Genomic DNA, 19,866 nt, shown 5'->3' on the forward strand with positions numbered 1-19,866 from the left:
AACGCGACGACTAGACGCCGGCGAAGTCGGGCGTGCCGGTGGGCAAGGTAAATCGGAACTCAGCTCCGCCCTCGGGCGCGCGCTGCACCGTGATCGTGCCGCCGTGCGCCTCGACCAGGCCCTTGACGATGAACAGGCCGAGACCCGTGCCGCCCCGGCGGCGGCTGTTGCCGCCCCGCCAGAACTGCCTGAAGACGCGCGGAGCCAGCTCGGGCTCGATGCCCTCGCCCTCATCGCGCACCGACACGGCCACTCCCCATTCGATGGACTCGATCTCGATTGTCACAGTGCCGCGCCCGTGGCGCAGCGCATTTTCCACCAGGTTACCCAGAATCTGGTCGATCTTGTCCTGGTCGAGCCACATCTCGGGCAGGTCGTCGCCGACGATCAGCCGGAAGCGGTCCTCCGGCTCGCCGGCCGCGACCCGGCCCGCGATGAGGCGGCGCGCCCTGGCGGGCAGGTCGACGACCTGGCGGCGTACTTCGAGCCGCCCCGACTCGATGCGGGAGACGTCGAGCAGCTCGGTGATGAGCCGGGTGACGCGGTCGGCGTCGTTGTTGACCGTCTCCAGCATGACGAGCTTCTGCTCTTCGGTGAAGCGGCTCCACTTCGCGAGCAGCGTGGCCGTGAAGCCCTTGACGCTGGTCAGCGGCGAGCGCAGCTCGTGGGCGACGGTCGAGACCAGGTCGGCGCGGCTGCGCTCGAGCCGGGCGCGCGCGCCGCCGTCGCGCAGGGTGATCGTGACGCGCTCGACCTCGCCGCCGCGCTCGGGCTCGCGGACCAGCCGGGCCGCGACGTAGAGCTCCTGCCGGCCGGGCAGGTGCAGCGGCCGCTCGGGCACCCTGATCCGGGTGCGCAGCCCGCCCTCGGGGTCGAGGGCCTTCCAGCAGTCGCGCCCGTCGTGGTCGCGGAACGGGAAGACGTCGTTCATGTGCCGGCCGACGGCGCGCTCTGCCGGGATGCCGGTGAGCCGCGTGGCCGCCCGGTTGACGGCCAGCACGCGCCCGTATCGGTCGGTCACGATAAGGCCGTCGGGGAGATCGTCGATGGCTATCGTGCACGCGGCCGCGACTACTCGCCCGTCGGTGTCTGCGCCGTGCACGCCTCGCCTCCTCCGCCTACAACGCCGACAATAGCGGGTTTCCGGTCGCCTAGGGCACCCGCTGCGCCCTGGCCGAGGAGTAAAGGCACACCGCCGCGGCGGTGGCCAGGTTCAGGCTTTCCGCCTGTCCGTAGATGGGCACCCTGACCACATCGTCCGCCTCGGTGAGTATCTCCTCAGGCAACCCCCAGGCCTCGTTGCCGAAGATCCACGCGGTCGGTCCCGAGAGATCGACATCGTCGAGCGTGTGCTTGCCCGCGCCGTCGGCCGCCAGCACGCGCAAGCCCCGCTCCCTGAGTTGACGCACGGCGGGCCTGACCGGTGCACCGATCGTGACAGGTAGATGAAAGAGGCTTCCGACGCTGGCGCGCACGCACTTGCCGTTGTACGGGTCCACCGACGCGTCGGTGAACACCACCGCGTCCGCCCCCGCCGCGTCCGCCGCCCGCATGACGGTCCCCGCGTTGCCCGGGTCGCGCACGTGCGCGAGCAGCGCCACCAGCCGCGGCTCGCCCGCCAGCGCCTCGTCCAGCGGCACGTGGACGAGCCGGCAGACGGCCACCAGCCCCTGCGGGGTGACGGTCTGCGACAGCTCGGACATGACCTCGCCGCTGGCCCGGTGCACGGGGATGCCCTTGAGCGTGGCCTCGGTGATCAGCTCGGGGTGGCGCAGCTCGGCCTCGGCGGTGCTGAACAGCTCCAGCGTGACCCCGTCGAGCTTGAGCGCCTCGCGCACCGCCTGCGGCCCTTCGGCCAGGAACTTCCTGTCCTGCTCGCGGAAGGCGCGCTTGGTGAGCCGCCGGGCGGCCTTCACCCGCGGCGATCTCACGTTGGTCAGCTCGGACCCGGCCATCGTCTCCCCCAAGTCGTACGGACGCTGCAGCCCGCTGGTTCAACCGCAGTGCGTGCAGACAGCAACAAAGGGCCCACCGTCATCGGTGGGCCCCTCGGTCAGGTCAAGCGCTTCAGCCCGCGGCCGGAGCGTTCACGTTCGCCGGGAGCGCCTTCTTGGCGGCCTCGACGAGCGTGGCGAAGGTCTGGCTGTCGTTGACCGCGAGGTCGGCGAGGATCTTGCGGTCGACCTCGATGTTGGCCAGACGCAGGCCCTGGATCAGACGGTTGTAGGTGATGCCGTTCTGCCGGGCGGCGGCGTTGATGCGCTGGATCCACAGACGACGGAACGCGCCCTTACGGTCCTTACGGTCCCGGTAGGCGTACGTCATCGAGTGGAGCATCTGCTCCTTGGCCTTGCGGTAAAGGCGAGACCGCTGGCCACGGTAACCGGTCGCCCTTTCGAGAACGACCTTGCGCTTCTTCTTGGCGTTGAGCGCCCGCTTCACGCGTGCCATGTTTCTTCTCCCCGGGGGTTCGCGCTACTTGGCGAGCAGCTTCTTGATCTTCTTGGTGTCGGCGTCGGAAAGGACGACCTCGTTCTTGAGACGGCGCGTCAGCGTGGACGACTTCCACTCGTTGTAGTGCGCGCGGTTGGCACGGCGACGCTTGATCTTGCCGGAACCGGTGAGCCGGAACCGCTTCTTCGCACCGCTGTGCGTCTTCATCTTCGGCATGATCGCCGTCTCTCCTCGTTTCGGTCGTGCCGGTGGCCGGGCCGGTGCTTTCCGACCCGGTCGCGGCGTCTTGGTCTACCGGTGGCTGGCTGGGGTGTTTGTAAGGCTAACCCCAACCGAAGGTCACGCTTCCCGTGTGGAAGAGCCCTCGTTGCCACGTTGCGCCTTGGCGGCGGCCTTTTCGGCCTTAGCCTCGGCCTTCTTCTTGTGCGGACCGATCACCATGATCATGTTACGGCCGTCCTGCTTGGCGTGGGATTCCACGAAGCCGAGGTCCTGGACGTCTTCCGCGAGCCGCTGCAGCAGCCGGAAGCCGAGCTCAGGCCGGGACTGCTCACGCCCGCGGAACATGATCGTGACTTTGACCTTGTCTCCCGCCTTGAGGAACCGCACCACGTGACCCTTCTTGGTCTCGTAGTCATGCGGGTCGATCTTCGGCCGGAGCTTGATCTCCTTGATGATCGTGTGCGCCTGATTCTTGCGCGCCTCGCGCGCCTTCATCGCGGACTCGTACTTGAACTTGCCGTAGTCCATGAGCTTGCACACGGGCGGTCGAGCCGTGGCCGCGACCTCGACGAGGTCGAGGTCGGCCTCCTGGGCGAGCTTCAGCGCGTCGTGAATGGAGACGATGCCGACCTGCTCGCCGTTCGGGCCCACGAGGCGAACCTCGGGAACTCGGATACGCTCGTTGATGCGGGGCTCAGTGCTGATGGGGCCTCCTAGGTTTGCGATCCCTACGTGCTCGTCGTTACGGAGCTTTTCACGAAAACGCGAAAAGCCCCGCACGTCGCGCATGCGGGGCCACTGAGCTCTTCGGCTTTCGTGGCCTCGAGCTCCCCGGAGAAGTCCGGCGTGATCCTGGACCCGGCCACCTCGCGGCGACTCAGGTGGGAGGGAGACCTCCGCTTGCGCGTCCAGCAAGGCATGCCGGACCGATCAGAGAGCTACACTACCACAACGCCGGAGCGTTCTCGAATCATCCCGCCGGGCCGTCCGCATGCGCGGCGGCCTCCTGGCGGCGGCGCAGCTCGGCCTCTCCCGCGGCACGCATGGCCTCGACCGGCACATCGGTCATCCCGGTCATCAGCTCCACCTGCCGCACCGCCTGGTGCAGCAGCATCTCGAAGCCTCCGATCACGATGCCGCCCGCGTCGCGCACGGCCGTCGCCGCGGCGGTGGGCCAGGGCGCGTACACCACGTCGAACAGGGCCGGCACGCGCGCCAGCCGGCTCGCGTAGGCGTCGGCCGCGCCGCTCGGCAGCGTGGAGATCACCAGATCGACCTCGATGCACGCGTCGAGCTTGGCGAACGTCTCCACCGCCAGCGCCACGCCGAGCCGCTCGGCCACTGCGGCGGTCTCCCCCGCCCTCGCGGGATCGCGGACGAGCAGCGTCGCGGAGTAGAGCCCCAGGCCGCGCAGCGCCGCCAGCGCGGAGGCCGCCGTCGCGCCGCCGCCCAGCACGGTCGCCGAGCGCGGCGCGGGCACCCCGGCCTCGGCCAGCGCCCGCTCGATGCCGTAGACGTCGGTGTTGTCGCCGTGGCGCCGCCCGTCGCGGAAGACCACCGTGTTGGCCCCGCCGACCTCGACGGCCAGGTCGGAGACCGTGTCGAGCAGGGGCAGCACGGCCCGCTTGAGCGGCATCGTGAGCGACAGCCCCGCCCAGGCTCGGTCGTCGCCGCCGCCCTGCCCGCGTACGGGGGTCAGCTCGGCCAGCAGGCCCGGCAGTCGTTCCTCGTCACACTCGAACGCCTCGTAGCTCCACCCGTCGAGCCCCATCGCCCGGTAGGCGGCCCGGTGCAGGTGGGGCGAGAGCGAATGGCCGATGGGCGACCCCATCACGGCAGCTCGCATCACGCACGTCCTTTCCAACCAGGCAGCACCCTACCGCCGTCCGGCGGCCACCCGGAGGCACCACGTCGCCCTGCCCTGGAGCACCCGTGCCGAGCCGCCCCGGACCGCCGCTTCAGGTACCGCCCGCACAGCTCGTCGGACCGCGTCGCATCGTGCCGAGCCGCCCCGGACCGCACATCCGGCCACCGCCCGCACAGCTCGTCGGACCGCGCCGGATCATGCCGAGCCGCACCTGGCCGCGGATCCAGGCACCGCCCGCGAGACGTCCGGCACACCCCGACCGCTCGCGCCGCCTTCTAGCGCGCGCCCGCAGGAGGGCCGCTTCGGGCATCCGCGCGCCGCGTGGAGTGCGCGAGCGACGGGAGGCCGCCCCGGGCCGCACCGACGCGTCCCGTGAAACACGCGAGCGCCAAGAGAGCCGCCTCCAAGCACGCCGGCGCGTCCCGTGAAACGCACGAGTGCCGGAAGGCCCGTCTCCGGGCGCCTGCCCGCGCGTCCCGTGGGGTGCGCGGGCGGGTGCCCGGAGGTGAACGACCCGGCCTTCGGCCGTCCGTAAGTGAACGGCCGGGTCAGCCGCCGCAGCCGCCGTTCGCCCTGCACTTGGCGACCAGCGCCTGGTGCTCGGTCTCGGTCTCGGCGAACTCGGTGACCTGGCTCTTGGGGTCGGTGGCCACGAAGAACAGCCACTGCCCCTTGGCCGGGTTGAGCGCCGCCTCGATGGCGTGGTCGCCGGGGTTGGAGATGGGCCCTGGCGGCAGCCCCAGGTACTCGTAGGTGTTGTACCGGGACTTGGTCTTCAGGTCGGCGCCGGTGGCGTACGTGCCGAACTTGTTCAGCGCGTACATGACCGTGCTGTCCATCGACAGCTTCATCGGCGGGTTGCGCGAGAGCCGGTTGTAGATCACGCGGGCGATCTTCGGCATGTCCTCCTGGCGGCCCGCCTCGGCCTGCACGATGCTCGCGATCGTGATGATCTCGTGCGGCGTGTAGCCCAGCTCCTTGGCGCCCGCTTCGAGGTCGAGCTTCTCTGCCGTCTGGTTGAACCTCTTCACCATGGCCGCGAGGATCTGCTTAGCCGTCGACTTGGGCTGGAACTCGTACGTCGCCGGGAAGGCGTAGCCCTCCAGCTTGCCCTTGGCGTACTTCGGCAGGTCGAGGCTCTCGGTGTCCTTGGCCGCGGCTTTGAAGTCCTTGAGCGGCCTGCCGGTCTTCTCGGCGAGCTGGGTGAGCGTCTGCGACAGCCGCAGGCCCTCGGCGATGGTGAAGGTGTCGCGCAGCCGCTTGTCGTGGTCGAGCAGCTTGACGGCCTCGGCGGCGGCCATCTTCTTGCGCATCTTGTACTCGCCCGGCTGGAGCGAGCCGCTCTTGTTCGCGTTCGCGATCGCGTTGGTGAACGCTCTCGCGCTGGCCACGACGCCCTTGCGCTCCAGCTCCTGCGCGACCTCGGAGGCGCTCTGGCCGTCCTTGATCTCGATGATCACCTCGCCGGTGCCGGCTCCGGTGTAGTCATCGGGTACGAGAGCGTCGTTGATCCAGCGGTAGCCGTAGTAGCCACCGCCGCCGATGATGCCGGCCAGCACGATGAAGGCCAGCAGCGGCGCGAGGAAGCCACCGCGGTTGCGGCGCCTGCGACGGCGGCGACCGCGTCTGCCGCCCCGGGAACGGCGCCGAGGCGAGCCTTCGTCGTCCTCGGGGCCGAGCAGAGTGTTGAGATCGAGATCGTTCATAGATGCGCTGGCCAATCTCCCGGCACTGCCCGCCAGGCGTCAAGCGGATCTGCCCAACCGGCTGGTATCACCGAGCGAAACGGGGGTAGCCGCCGGACGCACCAGGACGACCGACGGGGATCACTCTGGGTAGCCATGCTAGGGGACGGAAAGAGGACGCATGCCCCATATGGGGACATTTGCGCCGGGACAGTGCGGGTCCCATCGAACATCAGCTCGTCCCGAGGTTCTTGTTCAACTCTTCCCGGTATCTCACGAACTCGCTCTCTTTGTTGGTGAATTTGGTGATTCTATGCGCGGGATCCGTGGTAACAAACCAGTGCCAATCGCCTTCAGCCGGGTTCAGAGCGGCCATCAGTGCCTTCTCGCCGGGGTTGGCGATGGGCCCTGGGGGCAGCCCCTTATGCCGGTAGGTGTTGTAGGGAGAGTCCACCTTGGTGTCACTCTCCGTCACTCTCAGTGTCCTCCGGTTCTGCGCGTACAGCACCGTGCTGTCGATCTCCAGCGGAGTGCCTTTCGCCAGCCGGTTGTAGATCACCCTAGCGATCTTCGGATAGTCCTCGTCCGTGCCGCCCTCTGCCTGGATCATGCTGGCGACCGTGACGACCTCAAGCGGTGTCAGGTTCACCCGCTTCGCGCCCTCTTCGAGGCCCACGTGGCGGGCCGCGGCGGCGAACCGCTCGACCATCGCCGCCAGCACGTCCACGGCGGTGTCACCGGGCTCGATCTCGTACGTGGCGGGGAACAGGAAGCCCTCCAGTCCCGGGGCGTACTTGGGCAGGCCGACGAGGGCTTTGTCCACCTTGCGCAGCTCCTCGATGGGCAGCCCGGCCAGCTTGGACAGCCGGCTGAACACCTCCTGGACCCGCAGCCCCTCGGGCACGGTCACCCGCCGCACCACCCGCGATCCGGGCTTGAGCAGCAGGTCGAGCGCGGCCACCGCGGCCATGCCCCTGCGCAGGCGGTAGTGGCCGGGCCGCAGCCGGTCGGTCACCGCGCGCTCCTCCGCCGCCCGTACGAACGACTGCGCGCTCGCCACCACCCCGGCCTCGGCCAGCGCCGAGCCGATCGTGTACGCGCTCGACCCCGGCGTGATCCGCACCGTCACCGAACCGCTGCCCGGCCCTTCGAAATCGGCGGGACTGAGGTACGGCTTCACCACCGTGATCGCGCCCAGCCCGAGCGCCAGCACGCCCGCAAGCAGCCCGGCCGACAGCAACCCGGCCTTCCGCAACGCCTTCTTCCGCCGCCCAGGCTCCTCCTCACCGCCGGCTGCGGAACGGCCCTCGTCCGCACCTCCAGTACCGCTTCCGGGCGGCTTTTCGTCTCCGGCTCCGGTTAGGGCCTCAGCTCCCGCCTCGGTCGCGCCCTCGGCCTCCTCGCCCTCAGCCGTGGCCTCGGAAGCGTGATGAGCCACGGAGGCACGCTCCGCCCCGGAAGGGGCTTGACCCGCCGTAGCGGGCTCTGCCCCGGAAGCGCCTTGACCCGCCGTAGCGGGTTCTGCCCCGGAAGCGCCTTGACCCGCCGTAGCGGGCTCTGCCTCGGAAGCGGCTTGAGCCGCGGAGCCGGGCTCTCCCTCGGAAGCCTCCCGCGCCTCGGCACCTGCCCGCTCCCCTGCTGAAGCGGGCGGCCCACCAGGCGCGGCCGTCCCACCGGAGGCGGCACGAGCCGCCGAAGCGGACTCCGGCCCGAAGGCGGACTGAGCCGCGGAGCCGCGCGCGGCCTCGGCAGCAGCCTGGGCCTGCGCGGGCTTCTGGGCCTGCGCGGGCCTCTGGAACTCCGACTCGGCCCGCGACGTGGGCTCCAGCCCTTCAGCAGCCGCGTCCGAGCCGGCCTCGGCCGGTCCTTCAGCCTCAGTCCGTGTTCCGGGTGTCGGCGGGTGGCCGGAGGAGGAGCGGTCGGAGCTTTCGGGCTCGTCCTCCTCCGGCAGGAACGGGATCACGTCGCCGAGGTCGTCCTCGTCGCCCGGTGTCCTGGTCATGCGACCACCTCACCGGCCGCGCAGGACGCCGGATGCGCGCCCCGGACAGGACGACCGCACCGGGCAGGACCGCACCGGGCAGGGCGACCGCACAGGCCGGGAGGACCGCCCAGAGGGAAGCCGGTCACAGCGGTCCGAAGTGAGGGCCGCCGGCGCTGTGGTGCGAAGGCCGGCGCGCTCATTGGGCAGGTCCGTCGGCCGCGCGTGGCGGTTCGACGGGCCTGCCTGGTGGTCTTTCTGTGGCGCGCTCGGAGTCGAGCGCGTCCTGCAACAGCACGACGGCCGCCGCCTGGTCGACGACGCCGCGCTGCTTCTTGGCCCGCACGCCGCTGGCCCGCAGGCCGTGCTGCGCGGTGACCGTGGTCAGCCGCTCGTCGAACAGGCGGACGGGCGTGGGCGCCAGCCGCGCGGCGAGCTTGGCGGCGAACTCGCGCGCCAGCCCGGCGGCCTGGCCCTCGCGCCCGGACAGCGAGGTGGGCAACCCGACCACGACCTCGATCGCCTCGTGCTCGGCGACGATGGCGGCGATGCGGTCGAGGTCGCCCTTGCCCCGCTTGACAGTCTCGACCGGCGTGGCCAGCAGCCCTGACGGGTCGCTGCGGGCCACGCCGATGCGCACCGAACCGACGTCGACGCCGATTCGTGAACCGAACCTCATGTCAGCCGAGCTGCCCCGAGATCGCCTCGTCAACCAGGCGCAGCGCGTCGTCGATCGCCTCCGGCCGCGAGCCACCGCCCTGTGCGACATCGTCCTTGCCGCCACCGCCACCCCCAAGAGCCTTGGCGGCGACGCCGACCAGCTGTCCGGCCTTGAGCCCCCGCTCGCGCCCCGCCTCGTTCACCGCGGCAACCACCACGGGCCGGTCGGAGGGGACGCCGACGATCACGATGACCGCCGGCCGGTCGGCCGGGAACCTGCCTCGTACATCAAGCGCGAGCTTACGCAGGTCATCGGCGCCGGTGCCATCAGGCGCGCGGTGTGTCACGACGGAGACGCCCCGCAGGTCGCGGGCCTGCGACACCAGGTCGCCCGCCACCTGGAGCACCTGGGCGGAGCGGAGCCGCTCCAGCTCCTTCTCGGCGGTGCGCAGCCGGGTGACGATGCCCTCGATGCGCTCGGGCAGCTCCTCGCGGCGCGCCTTGAGCTGCTCGCTGAGCTGGTTGACCAGCACGCTCTCGCGGGCGAGGAAGCGGAAGGCGTCGAGGCCGACGAGCGCTTCGACGCGGCGCACGCCCGCGCCGACCGACTGCTCGCCCAGCACCTTGACCAGGCCGAGCTGGCCGGAGCTGTGGACGTGGGTGCCGCCGCACAGCTCGCGGGAGTAGTCGCCGATCTCGACCACGCGGACCTCGTCGCCGTACTTCTCGCCGAACATGGCGAGCGCGCCCATCGCCCGCGCCTCGGCCTGGGAGGTGTAGAAGGCGTTGACCTTGAGGTCGTTGATGAGCACGGCGTTGACCTCGTCCTCGACGTCGCGCAGCACGCTCGGCGGCACCGCGCCCGCCGCGGTGAAGTCGAACCGGAAGCGGCCCGGGGAGTTCTCGGAACCGGCCTGCGCCGCCGTCTCGCCGAGCGCGTTCCTGAAGCCGCGGTGGACGAGGTGGGTGGCGCTGTGGCTGCGCGAGATCGCGCGGCGGCGCTCGATGTCGATCTCCGCCTGCGCCTCGTCGCCGACCCGCAGCTCGCCGCTGCGGACCTTGCCGCGGTGGACGATGAGGCCCTTGAGCGGCGACTGCACGTCGACGACCTCGACCTCGGCCCCGCTGGTGCGGATGACGCCCTGGTCGGCGAGCTGGCCACCGCCCTCGGCGTAGAACGGGGTGCGCTGCAGCACGACCTCGACCGTGCTGCCGGCGCCCGCCGCGGGGACCGGCGCGCCGTCGACGAGGATGCCGACGATCTGGGTGTCGGTCTCGGTCTCGTCGTAGCCGAGGAACTCGACCTTGCCCGCGGACTCCAGCAGCTGGCCGAACACCGAGATGTCGGCGTTGCCGGTCTTCTTCGCCGCCGCGTCGGCCTTGGCCGCCGCCCGCTGCTCCTTCATGAGCCGGCGGAAGCCCTCTTCGTCGACCTTGAGGCCGTGCTCGGCCGCCATCTCCAGCGTCAGGTCGATCGGGAAGCCGTAGGTGTCGTGGAGCTTGAACGCCTGGTCACCGGAGATCGTGGTGCCCTTCTTGCGCTTGGTCTCCTCCACGGCCACGTCGAAGATCGCGGTGCCGGTGCGCAGCGTGCCGAGGAACGACGCCTCCTCGGCGTCGATGACCGCGTGGATTTGCGGCGCGTCGGCCTTGAGCTCGGGGTACTGCTCGCCCATCACGTTGATCGCGACGTCGGTCAGCTCGTGCATGTAGCGCTCGTCGCCGGAGCCGAGCAGGCGCAGGTTGCGGATCGAGCGGCGCAGGATGCGGCGCAGGACGTAGCCGCGGCCCTCGTTGCCCGGCAGCACGCCGTCGGCGACCAGCATGGTGCCGGTGCGGACGTGGTCGGCGACGACCCGCAGGCTGACGTCGGCGCGCGCGTCGCGGCCGTAGCGGGTCTTGGTGAGCTCGGCCGCCTTGTCGAGGATCTTGTACGTGGTGTCGATCTCGTAGATGTTGTCGACGCCCTGCAGGATCGCCGCCATGCGCTCGAGGCCCATGCCGGTGTCGATGTTCTTGCTGGGCAGCTCGCCGGAGATGTCGAAGTCGGTCTTGGACCGCACCGCGCTCAGCTGGTACTGCATGAACACGAGGTTCCAGACCTCGAGGTAGCGGTCCTCGTCGGCGACCGGGCCGCCCTCCTTGCCGTATTCGGGGCCGCGGTCGTAGTAGATCTCCGAGCAGGGGCCGCCGGGGCCGGGCACGCCCATGTGCCAGTAGTTGTCCTCCAGGCCGCGGCGCTGGATGCGGTGCTCGGGCAGGCCGACCTTGTTGCGCCAGATGTCGAACGCCTCGTCGTCCTCGACGTAGACCGTCGCCCACAGCCTGTCCTCGGGGAAGCCGAAGCCGCCGTCGGACTCGGACCTGGTGAGCAGCTCCCACGCGAACGGGATCACCTCGGCCTTGAAGTAGTCGCCGAAGGAGAAGTTGCCCAGCATCTGGAAGAACGTCGCGTGCCGGGTGGTCTTGCCGACCTCGTCGATGTCGGGCGTGCGGACGCACTTCTGGACGGTGGCCAGCCGTGACCCCGGAGGCCTGCGCTGCCCCAGGAAGTACGGCTTGAACGGCACCATACCCGCGTTGACCAGGAGAAGCGTCGGGTCCTCAGCGATCAGGCTGGCCGAGGGCACTATGGTGTGCCCACGCTCCTCGAAGAAGCGCAGGAAGCGGCGCGCGATCTCTGCCGACTCCATGGTGGCCATCCTTTGCTGTAGTCGATCTTGTGTTGTAGGTGGTCGATGAGCCCGTGAACGGCCGGTGTGACCGCCGGTCCACCGGCTCGGGGCCGCACTCCGGGCCGTCCACTGTAGCCGCCGGCCGAGGCCGTCAGGCGACGTCTTCAGCCTTGTCGAGGCCGAAGCGGGCGCGCAACTCGGTTTCGCGCGCCGCGGCCTCGCCGAGTGCGTCAGAAGTAAAGTCTCTCACTCGCCGGAGCATGCCCGCGGCGTTGTCGGCCGTCCGGCGGGCGATGTGGTCGGGCTGCAGGGCCTGCAGCCGGCGCATCACCCAGAAGGCGAGGAACGCGCCGAGCGAGATGTAGAACATCCGGCGGATCATCGGGCCCGCCCCTGCGCGTGCTCGGCGACCCTCTGCCCATTCGCCTGCGCCTGGGGCCGCTGCTGAGTCCGTACGGGGCGGCGCGGCCTGCGCGCCTCGATGGCCCTGCGCACGCCGTAGGTCAGCGAGGACACCTTGATGAGCGGCCCGGTGAAGATGGTCTGCGTGACCGCGCTCAGCTTGGCGGCGTGGCCGCTGACCTGCTTGACGTCCTTGGCGATGGCCTCGACGGCGACGAGCTGCCTGTTGGTCTCGTTGACCGTCACGCTCACGTCGTCGAGCAGCGGCGCCAGGCGCTTGTTCAGGTCGGAGACCGCCTTGGTGGTCTCGGTGAGCAGCCTGGCGAGCTTGACGAGCACCATGGCCATGACGCACACCAGGACCACCCAGCCCGTGGCGGCGATCAGCCCGGCGACCTCTCCAGCGGTAAGCATCCGCGCATCTCCCTCGTACGCTGGGCCGGAACGTCAAGACCCTATCGCGTTCGGGTGACAACGTTAGTGCGGAAAGCTCCCCCGTTCAGGCAGCCACGTCGGCTTCCGGCGTCCGCGCCGCCGCTCTCATGAGGGCGCGTGCGGCTCTGATCTCGGGCGCCACCAGTCGTTGCGGCATGGCCGAGGCCGCCGCGCGCAGCGCCTTGAGCGCGGTGGCCGCCGCGTAGCGGGCCGCCGCGTCGCCGGGGCAGCCGTACATCCGCCTGGCCCATCCCGGCAGCGTCGCGAACGCGAGCGCGCCCACGGCGGGCAGCGAGCCGGGGCCGAGCGGCGGCGCGAGCAGCGCGGGAGGCCGCAGCGACGGCCGGAGGTTGACGAGGAGGCGCAGGACGGCGCGGGCCTCGCCGGTGACCGACAGCCCCGGGCGCATCCGCGCGATGTGGTCGTCCAGCTCGGCGGCGCTGCCCGGCACGTCGTCGAGGCCCATGAGGCGGGCGGCGCGGCGCTGCTCGGCCACGTACGCGTCCCGCTCCCCCGGCGTCAGCGGCACCCCGGACAGCCGGGCGATCTCCAGGTGGGAGGCCACCTCGGCGCAGTGGGACCAGCGCAGGCACTCGGGCTCGTCGAGCCGGAACAGCGTGCCGGTGCCGGTGTCGAGGCCGACGAGCCTGGCGTGCACCTCGCGGGCCTGCCCGCAGGCGTGCTCGGCCTGCTCGCGGGTGCCGAAGGCGCGCAGCGCGATGAAGCCGAGCCGGCGCTTCAGCCAGGCCCCTGCCGACTCCTGGTCGTCGAGCAGGAAGTTCTGCACGATGCCGCGGATCGTACGGGGGTGCAGGGCCTGGAGCTGGACGGCGCGGACGACGGCCGGCCAGGCCGGCGCCTCGGTGTGGATGCGCCAGGTGATCGATCGGGGGCCGAAAAGGCCGCCGCCGGGGGTAACGGTCGCCTTCACAACGATCGTGATTCCCGGTGATCACCGATTTAGTACGGCTTTGGATGATTCGATGGCGCAAGTGACCGGATGCGGTCACGACCCCCGCAGGAAGTCGCGGATCTTCGCCCACCGCTCGGCCACCGGCGCCTCGGCCCCGTGGCGGGTCGGCTGGTAGTAGCGCCGCCCGCGCACCTGCTCGGGCGCGTAGTCCTGGCGCACCAGCCCGTGCTCGAAGTCGTGGGGGTATTTGTAGCCCTCGCCGTGGCCCAGCTTGCCCGCCCCGGGGTAGTGGGCGTCGCGCAGGTGGTTCGGCACCTGGCCGATGAGCCCGCGGCGTACGTCGCCGATCGCGGCTCCGATGGCCTTGACGACGGCGTTGGACTTGGGCGCGGTGGCGCAGTGGATGACCGCGTGCGCGAGGTTGATCTGCGCCTCCGGCAGCCCGATGAGCTGCACCGCCTGGGCGGCGGCCACCGCGGTCTGCAGGCAGGTGGGGTCGGCCAGGCCGACGTCCTCTGAGGCGAAGATGACGATGCGGCGGGCGATGAAGCGCGGGTCCTCGCCGGCCTCGATCATGCGGGCGAGGTAGTGGAGCGCCGCGTCGGCGTCGGAGCCGCGCATCGACTTGATGAACGCGCTGATGACGTCGTAGTGCTGGTCGCCCTGCCGGTCGTAGCGTACGGCGGCCTTGTCGACGGCCTTCTCCACCACCTCGACCGTGATGTCGTCGGCCAGCAGCGCCGCCGCCTCCAGGTAGGTGAGCGAGCGCCGCGCGTCGCCGCCGGCGAGGCGGACGAGGTGGTCGAGCGCCTCGGGCGCGAGCGTGTTGCGCCCGCCGAGCCCGCGCGGGTCGGACACGGCCCGCCGCAGCACCGCGCGTACGTCATCGTCGGACAGCGATTCCAGCGTGAGCAGCAGCGAGCGCGACAGCAGCGGCGAGATGACCGAGAAGAACGGGTTTTCGGTGGTGGCGCCGATGAAGGTGACCCAGCGGTTCTCCACGGCGGGCAGCAGCGCGTCCTGCTGGGCCTTGTTGAAGCGGTGGACCTCGTCGACGAAGAGCACGGTCTGGCGGCCGGTCATGCCGAGCTCGCGCCGCGCGGCGTCGATGGCGGCGCGGACCTCCTTGACCCCGGCGGAGACGGCCGAGATCTCGACGAAGCGGCGCTTGGTGACGTTGGAGACGACGTAGGCGAGCGTGGTCTTGCCGGTGCCGGGCGGCCCCCACAGGAACAGCGACATGGGGGCCTCGCTCTCGACCAGGCGCCGCAGCGGGGTGCCGGGTCCGAGCAGATGCCGCTGGCCGATGACCTCGTCGAGCGTGCGGGGGCGCATGCGCACGGCGAGCGGCTGCGGAGTGGCCTCCTCGGCAGCCGAATCGAACAGGCTATCCACAACGCGAGATTACACGCTGCGGCACGCCCGCCATGACCGGACGGCCCTGCCCCCGGAGTCTCCGGCCCGGAAGACGCGGCAGCCCGCCACGGCCGGCGCGACCGTCGGCACCGCCAGGACGACCGTGACGGGCCGGCCGTAGCGGTGGCCGGGCAGGGCGCCGCGGGCGGGGCGGGTGGCTCCTTGGTCTACCTTTCACCTACGACCGGCTTGGCCTTATGGTTCGAGGTCCCAAAGGTCGCTTGCTTCGGCTTTCGTCACTTACGTCCGCCACATATCGAAGGCCGGTAGCATTCGCGAAGTTGTTTGGTCATACCTTGGCAAAGACGAGAGGACATAGCGGTGAGCGGCGACGACCGCCAGAGCGAAGAGGACCGCCAGAGAGAGCTGGCGCGGGAGCACAAGGAACGGCAGGCGAAGCGCGCTGCCGAGCAGACCGCCAAGGCGAGGCGGAACACCCTCATCGGCGCGGCCGTGGCCGTCGTCGTGGTCGCGGGCGGCATCTTCGCGGCGACCACCTTGGTCAACAACGATCCGGGTGAGGCGACGGCGCAGAGCGACCCCTCCGCCAGCACCGGGGTGCTGCCCGAGCCGACTCCGACGCCGACCAGGACCGGCCCGGTGACGTGCGAGTACAAGCGCGACAACTCGGTGCCCCACAAGTTCGTGGGCCTGCCGCCGAAGAGGCCGAGCAAGAGAGTCCTGAAGTTCCAGCAGATGACGATCCAGCTGAACCGCGGCAAGGTCGTCGTGGACCTGATGACGGACGCGGCTCCGTGCGCGATCAACTCGCTGCACTTCCTGTCGCAGAAGAAGTTCTACAACAACATGAAGTGCCACCGCCTGGTCACGCCCGACGTCTCCGGCGTGCACATGCTGCAGTGCGGTGACCCGCAGGCCAAGGCCGACGGCAAGAACCCGACGGACGGCCAGGGCACCGCGGGCTACATCTACGCCGACGAGAACATCGACATCCCGGTCGGCAAGGGCGTGGTCTTCATGACGCAGCCGGGCGACGCGGCCGGGCTGAACAACAGCCAGTTCGCCATCTCGCTGTCCGACGAGAACATCCAGATCGGCGCCGGCTACTCGGTCGTCGGCATGGTCAGCGAGGGCATGGAGATGCTGCAGGGCCTGGCCAAGGACGGCTCCGACCTCATCGTCAACGAGGCCGACATCACCGGCGACGGCGGCACCACCGCGCCGCGCGACCCGGTCATCATCAAGCGCATCACCTTCTCCTGAGCCGCGGGCCGGCGCGGCCCTCCGGCTCCGCGCCGGCACGGCCCTGTCGGAACCTGCGCCGGCACGGCCCTGTCGGAACCTGCGCCGGCACGGCGACGGCCCGGGTGCCCCGCGCGGGGCACCCGGGCCGTCGTCCGTTCTGCAGGCCGGGCGCCCCTCACGAGGGACGCCCTGGCCGCCGAGCCCGCCGGTTACGGCTTGGGCGTGGCGTCCACGCCCGCCTCCTTGCGCTGCTCCGCCGTGATCGGCGTGGGCGCGCCGGTCAGCGGGTCGAAGCCGGAGGCCGTCTTCGGGAACGCGATGACGTCGCGGATCGACTCGCCGCCCGCCAGCAGCATGCAGATGCGGTCCCAGCCGTAGGCGATGCCGCCGTGCGGGGGCGGGCCGTACTTGAACGCCTCCAGCAGAAAGCCGAACTTGGTCTCCGCCTCCTCCTTGGAGATGCCGAGGACGTCGAAGACGCGCTGCTGCATCTCGGCCCGGTGGATACGGATCGAGCCGCCGCCGATCTCCATGCCGTTGCAGACCATGTCGTAGGCGTAGGCGAGCGCCTCGCCCGGGTGGTCCTGGAAGTTGTCGGCCCACTCCGGCTTCGGCCCGGTGAACGGGTGGTGCACGGCCGTCCAGCCGCCCTCGCCGTCCTCCTCGAACATGGGCGCGTCGACGACCCACAGGAACGACCACTGGGACTCGTCGATCAGGTTGCAGCGCCTGCCGATCTCCAGGCGGGCCGCGCCGAGCAGCTCGCGGGAGGCGTTCTTGGCGCCGGCGGCGAAGAAGATGCAGTCGCCCGGCTGCGCGCCGACCTTGGCGGCGAGGCCGGACAGCTCCTGCTCGGAGAGGTTCTTCGCGACCGGGCCGCCGAGCGTGCCGTCCTCCTGGACGAGCACGTAGGCCAGGCCCTTGGCGCCGCGCGAGCGGGCCCACTCCTGCCAGCCGTCGAGCTCCTTGCGGGTCTGGGAGGCCCCGCCGGGCATGACGACGGCGCCGACGTAGTCGGCCTGGAAGACGCGGAAGGAGGTGCCCGCGAAGTAGTCGGTCATCTCGACGAGCTCCTGGCCGAAGCGCAGGTCGGGCTTGTCGGAGCCGAAGCGGGCCATCGCGTCGGCGTACGTCATGCGCGGCAGCGGGTTGGGCAGCTCGTAGCCGACGATCTCCTTCCACAGCCGGCCGATCAGCTTCTCGCCGACCGCGATGACGTCCTCCTGGTCGACGAAGGACATCTCGATGTCGATCTGGGTGAACTCCGGCTGCCGGTCGGCCCGCAGGTCCTCGTCGCGGTAGCACTTGGCGAGCTGGTAGTAGCGCTCGAGGCCGGCCACCTGGAGGAGCTGCTTGAACAGCTGGGGCGACTGCGGCAGGGCGTACCAGTTGCCCGGCTGCAGGCGCACCGGCACCAGGAAGTCGCGCGCGCCCTCGGGCGTGGAGCGGGTCAGGGTGGGCGTCTCGACGTAGACGAACCCGAGCTCGTGCATCACCTCGTTGGCGAGGTAGGTCGCCTTGGAGCGGATGCGCATCGCGTCGGCCACCTGCTGGCGGCGGATGTCGAGGTAGCGGTACTTCAGCCGCGCCTCCTCCGACACGCCCACGTTGCCCTCGATCGGGAACGGCAGCGGCGCCGACTCGCTCAGCACCTCGACCTTGTCGGCCACGACCTCGATGGCGCCGGTGGGCAGCTCGGGGTTCTCGTTGCCCTCGGGCCGCTTCCTGACCTCGCCGACGACCTGCACGCAGTATTCGGCGCGCAGGTCGTGGGCGTGGTCCTCCTCGCGGAAGACCACCTGCGCCGAGCCGGAGGCGTCGCGCAGATCGATGAAGACGACACCGCCGTGGTCACGGCGGCGCGCCACCCATCCTGCGAGCGTCACCTTCTGCCCGGCGTGCTCCTCGCGGAGCGACCCGGCGGTATGCGTGCGGATCACTGCACTTTCCCTTCATACGGATGAGTGAGGGGAGGCAGCGGCCCTGGCTCGCCGGTCACTGCACCTTCCCCTTCAAGACGTCGACGACCTTGGCCAGCGGCACCTCGGTCTGCTCGGCGGTGGCCAGGTCCTTCACTTGCACGGCCTCGGCGGCCAGGTCACGCTCGCCCAGGATCAGCGCGAACGCGGCGCCGGAGCGGCAGGCGCCCTTCATCGCGCCCTTGAGTCCCTTGCCGCCGAAGGCCATGTCGGCGCTGAGGCCCGCCGCGCGCAGCTCGTCGATGAGCAGGAACATGCGGCGCCGGGCGTCGTCACCCAGCGGGACACCGTACACCTGCACGCGCTCGTGTGCCGCGTCGTCGCCGAGCAGTCCCTCGGCCTCCATGGCGAGGAACGTGCGATCGACGCCGAGCGCCCAGCCGACGCTGGGCAGCGGCGGCCCGCCGAGCATCTCGCTGAGCCCGTCGTAGCGGCCGCCGCCGCCGACGGCCGACTGCGAGCCGAGCCCGCCGTGCACGAACTCGAACGTGGTGCGCGTGTAGTAGTCGAGGCCCCGCACCAGCTTGGGGTCGTCCTCGAAGGCGACGCCGGCCTCGCGCAGCAGGGAGCGCACCTCGTCGTGGTACGCCTTGCACGCCTCGCACAGGTGGTCGACCACCAGCGGGGCATCGGAGAGCTGGGCCTGCACCTCGGGGCGCTTGTCGTCCAGCACGCGCAGCGGGTTGATCTCGATGCGCGCCCGCGTGTCCTCGTCGAGGTCGAGCCCGCGCAGGAAGTCCTGGAGCGCGGCGCGGTAGGCGGGCCGGCAGTTCTTGTCGCCGAGCGTGTTGAGCAGCAACCGGACGTTCTTCAGCCCGAGCGAGGCGAAGCCGCGGGTGGCGAGGACGATCAGCTCGGCGTCGAGCGCGGGGTCCTCGGCGCCCAGCGCCTCGGCGCCGACCTGCCAGAAGTGGCGGTAGCGGCCCTTCTGGGCGCGCTCGTAGCGGAACTGGCTGCCGGAGTACCACAGCTTCACCGGCAGCTGCCCCGCGTGCAGGTTGTGCTGGAGCACCGCGCGGACGACCGAGGCGGTGCCCTCAGGGCGCAGCGTCAGCGAGCGGCCCGCCTTGTCGGGGAAGGTGTACATCTCCTTGGTGACGATGTCCGTGGACTCGCCTACGCCCCTGGCGAACAGCTGGGTGTCCTCGAAGACCGGCGTCTCGATGTAGCCGTAGCCGGCGAGTCGCAGCGGCGCGGCCAGCGCCTCGCGTACGGCGAGAACCCGCTCGGAGCGGGGTGGCAACCAGTCGAACGTGCCTTTCGGTGCTTGGAAGCTCATCAGATCCCTCGTGTGGGACCGGCGTGCGGCGCTGCTTCCTTCAGGTATGGGTTGGTCGCGCGCTCGCGGCCGATCGTGGTTTGTGGTCCGTGGCCCGGCAGAACGACCGTATCGTCAGGCAGCGGCAGGCACTTGGTAGCCAGGCTGCGCAGAATCGTGGCGTAGTCGCCGCCGGGAAGATCGGTGCGGCCGATGGAGCCGGCGAACAACAGGTCGCCCGAGAACATGATCTGGTCACCGGGCAGCCGGAAGCTCACCGACCCCCTGGTATGGCCCGGCGTGTGGTCGACCACGAGCTCGAGCCCCGCGAGCCGCAGCACGGCGCCGTCGGACAGCTCGCGCACGTCGTCGGGCTCGCTCAGCGTGATGCCCCCGAACAGGTTCGCGCTGGTCTGCGACCAGCCGGCGGCCGGGTCGCTCAGCAGGTGGCGGTCGTCGGGGTGGATCCACGCGGGTACGTCGCGCGCGCCGCAGACGGGGGCCACCGACCAGACGTGGTCGAGGTGGCCGTGGGTGAGCAGGACCGCGACGGGCTTGAGCCGGTGCTCGCGCAGCAGCTCCTCGACCCCCTCCGTGGCGTCCTGACCTGGGTCGACGATGACGCACTCCTCACCGGCCGCGGGCGCGACTACGTAACAATTGGTCTGGAAGGCCCCTGCGGGGAAGCCGGCGATGAGCATCTGCCTCAGGTG

General features: G+C 70.6%; 18 protein-coding genes. 1 reads left to right on the plus strand and 17 read right to left on the minus strand.

The features are described from left to right. Window positions 1-10: 10 nt before the first annotated feature. The 14 genes from ACFMQL_RS00275 to ACFMQL_RS00340 form a co-directional block, all read right to left on the minus strand. A complete protein-coding gene (locus ACFMQL_RS00275) occupies window positions 11-1,102 on the minus strand; it encodes an ATP-binding protein (RefSeq protein ID WP_378784063.1) in 1,092 nt (363 codons plus the stop codon). Between the two features lie 49 nt (window positions 1,103-1,151). Next, window positions 1,152-1,955: an RNA methyltransferase gene (locus ACFMQL_RS00280; protein WP_364070397.1), complete on the minus strand. Its 804-nt coding sequence runs from the start codon at window positions 1,953-1,955 to the stop codon at window positions 1,152-1,154. A gap of 112 nt (window positions 1,956-2,067) precedes the next feature. Continuing rightward, on the minus strand, window positions 2,068-2,451 hold the full coding sequence (gene rplT, locus ACFMQL_RS00285; protein ID WP_148031211.1) for a 50S ribosomal protein L20: 384 nt from the start codon (window positions 2,449-2,451) through the stop codon (window positions 2,068-2,070). Between the two features lie 24 nt (window positions 2,452-2,475). Continuing rightward, window positions 2,476-2,670 carry a 50S ribosomal protein L35 gene (gene rpmI / locus ACFMQL_RS00290; RefSeq protein ID WP_026215152.1) on the minus strand — a complete coding sequence of 65 codons (195 nt, stop codon included), beginning with the start codon at window positions 2,668-2,670 and terminating at the stop codon, window positions 2,476-2,478. A gap of 123 nt (window positions 2,671-2,793) precedes the next feature. Then, complete coding sequence (gene infC, locus ACFMQL_RS00295) at window positions 2,794-3,381, minus strand: translation initiation factor IF-3 (RefSeq protein ID WP_364070428.1); 588 nt, start codon at window positions 3,379-3,381, stop codon at window positions 2,794-2,796. A gap of 265 nt (window positions 3,382-3,646) precedes the next feature. Further along, window positions 3,647-4,522, minus strand: coding sequence for a shikimate dehydrogenase (locus tag ACFMQL_RS00300; RefSeq protein ID WP_364070399.1), 876 nt, complete (start codon window positions 4,520-4,522; stop codon window positions 3,647-3,649). A 569-nt stretch (window positions 4,523-5,091) separates the two neighbouring features. Next, window positions 5,092-6,249, minus strand: a complete 1,158-nt coding sequence (mltG, locus tag ACFMQL_RS00305; RefSeq protein ID WP_364070401.1) for an endolytic transglycosylase MltG — start codon at window positions 6,247-6,249, stop codon at window positions 5,092-5,094. 211 nt (window positions 6,250-6,460) lie between these two features. Further along, complete coding sequence (gene mltG / locus ACFMQL_RS00310; protein ID WP_378784064.1) at window positions 6,461-7,666, minus strand: endolytic transglycosylase MltG; 1,206 nt, start codon at window positions 7,664-7,666, stop codon at window positions 6,461-6,463. A 742-nt stretch (window positions 7,667-8,408) separates the two neighbouring features. Next, the gene (ruvX, locus tag ACFMQL_RS00315) at window positions 8,409-8,888 is read right to left on the minus strand and encodes a Holliday junction resolvase RuvX (protein ID WP_364070407.1); all 480 of its coding nucleotides are present in this window, start codon (window positions 8,886-8,888) and stop codon (window positions 8,409-8,411) included. Window position 8,889: 1 nt separating this feature from the next. Beyond that, window positions 8,890-11,562 carry an alanine--tRNA ligase gene (gene alaS, locus ACFMQL_RS00320; RefSeq protein WP_364070409.1) on the minus strand — a complete coding sequence of 891 codons (2,673 nt, stop codon included), beginning with the start codon at window positions 11,560-11,562 and terminating at the stop codon, window positions 8,890-8,892. A 133-nt stretch (window positions 11,563-11,695) separates the two neighbouring features. Continuing rightward, complete coding sequence (locus tag ACFMQL_RS00325) at window positions 11,696-11,914, minus strand: hypothetical protein (RefSeq protein WP_364070411.1); 219 nt, start codon at window positions 11,912-11,914, stop codon at window positions 11,696-11,698. Window positions 11,915-11,922: 8 nt separating this feature from the next. Then, window positions 11,923-12,360, minus strand: a complete 438-nt coding sequence (locus tag ACFMQL_RS00330; RefSeq protein ID WP_364070413.1) for a DUF948 domain-containing protein — start codon at window positions 12,358-12,360, stop codon at window positions 11,923-11,925. Window positions 12,361-12,445: 85 nt separating this feature from the next. Next, on the minus strand, window positions 12,446-13,312 hold the full coding sequence (locus ACFMQL_RS00335; protein ID WP_364070416.1) for an oxygenase MpaB family protein: 867 nt from the start codon (window positions 13,310-13,312) through the stop codon (window positions 12,446-12,448). Between the two features lie 75 nt (window positions 13,313-13,387). Continuing rightward, window positions 13,388-14,689 carry a replication-associated recombination protein A gene (locus tag ACFMQL_RS00340; RefSeq protein WP_364070418.1) on the minus strand — a complete coding sequence of 434 codons (1,302 nt, stop codon included), beginning with the start codon at window positions 14,687-14,689 and terminating at the stop codon, window positions 13,388-13,390. 342 nt (window positions 14,690-15,031) lie between these two features. On the opposite strand from ACFMQL_RS00340, the gene ACFMQL_RS00345 reads away from it, so the two are divergent. After that, window positions 15,032-15,934, plus strand: a complete 903-nt coding sequence (locus ACFMQL_RS00345) for a peptidylprolyl isomerase (RefSeq protein WP_364070421.1) — start codon at window positions 15,032-15,034, stop codon at window positions 15,932-15,934. A 191-nt stretch (window positions 15,935-16,125) separates the two neighbouring features. Here the strand turns inward: ACFMQL_RS00345 and aspS are convergent, their stop codons facing one another. From aspS to ACFMQL_RS00360, 3 genes are read right to left on the minus strand one after another with little or no spacing between them, the layout of a single operon-like run. Next, a complete protein-coding gene (aspS, locus tag ACFMQL_RS00350; protein ID WP_364065968.1) occupies window positions 16,126-17,856 on the minus strand; it encodes an aspartate--tRNA ligase in 1,731 nt (576 codons plus the stop codon). A gap of 55 nt (window positions 17,857-17,911) precedes the next feature. Continuing rightward, window positions 17,912-19,174, minus strand: a complete 1,263-nt coding sequence (gene hisS, locus ACFMQL_RS00355; RefSeq protein ID WP_378784068.1) for a histidine--tRNA ligase — start codon at window positions 19,172-19,174, stop codon at window positions 17,912-17,914. Beyond that, a complete protein-coding gene (locus tag ACFMQL_RS00360; RefSeq protein ID WP_364065974.1) occupies window positions 19,174-19,854 on the minus strand; it encodes an MBL fold metallo-hydrolase in 681 nt (226 codons plus the stop codon). Before ACFMQL_RS00360 ends, hisS begins: the two co-directional genes overlap by 1 nt. Between the last annotated feature and the right edge of the window lie 12 nt (window positions 19,855-19,866).

The sequence above is a fragment of the Nonomuraea fastidiosa genome, assembly GCF_042751225.1.
GTDB lineage: Bacteria > Actinomycetota > Actinomycetes > Streptosporangiales > Streptosporangiaceae > Nonomuraea > Nonomuraea fastidiosa.

Bases quoted from the DNA above. Each gene is read 5' to 3' on its own strand.
- ACFMQL_RS00280 (WP_364070397.1), bottom strand. From the start codon at position 1,955: ATGGCCGGGTCCGAGCTGACCAACGTGAGATCGCCGCGGGTGAAGGCC.
- rplT (WP_148031211.1), bottom strand. From the start codon at position 2,451: ATGGCACGCGTGAAGCGGGCGCTCAACGCCAAGAAGAAGCGCAAGGTC.
- rpmI (WP_026215152.1), bottom strand. From the start codon at position 2,670: ATGCCGAAGATGAAGACGCACAGCGGTGCGAAGAAGCGGTTCCGGCTC.
- ACFMQL_RS00300 (WP_364070399.1), bottom strand. From the start codon at position 4,522: ATGCGAGCTGCCGTGATGGGGTCGCCCATCGGCCATTCGCTCTCGCCC.
- mltG (WP_364070401.1), bottom strand. From the start codon at position 6,249: ATGAACGATCTCGATCTCAACACTCTGCTCGGCCCCGAGGACGACGAA.
- ruvX (WP_364070407.1), bottom strand. From the start codon at position 8,888: ATGAGGTTCGGTTCACGAATCGGCGTCGACGTCGGTTCGGTGCGCATC.
- alaS (WP_364070409.1), bottom strand. From the start codon at position 11,562: ATGGAGTCGGCAGAGATCGCGCGCCGCTTCCTGCGCTTCTTCGAGGAG.
- ACFMQL_RS00325 (WP_364070411.1), bottom strand. From the start codon at position 11,914: ATGTTCTACATCTCGCTCGGCGCGTTCCTCGCCTTCTGGGTGATGCGC.
- ACFMQL_RS00330 (WP_364070413.1), bottom strand. From the start codon at position 12,360: ATGCTTACCGCTGGAGAGGTCGCCGGGCTGATCGCCGCCACGGGCTGG.
- hisS (WP_378784068.1), bottom strand. From the start codon at position 19,174: ATGAGCTTCCAAGCACCGAAAGGCACGTTCGACTGGTTGCCACCCCGC.
- ACFMQL_RS00360 (WP_364065974.1), bottom strand. From the start codon at position 19,854: ATGCTCATCGCCGGCTTCCCCGCAGGGGCCTTCCAGACCAATTGTTAC.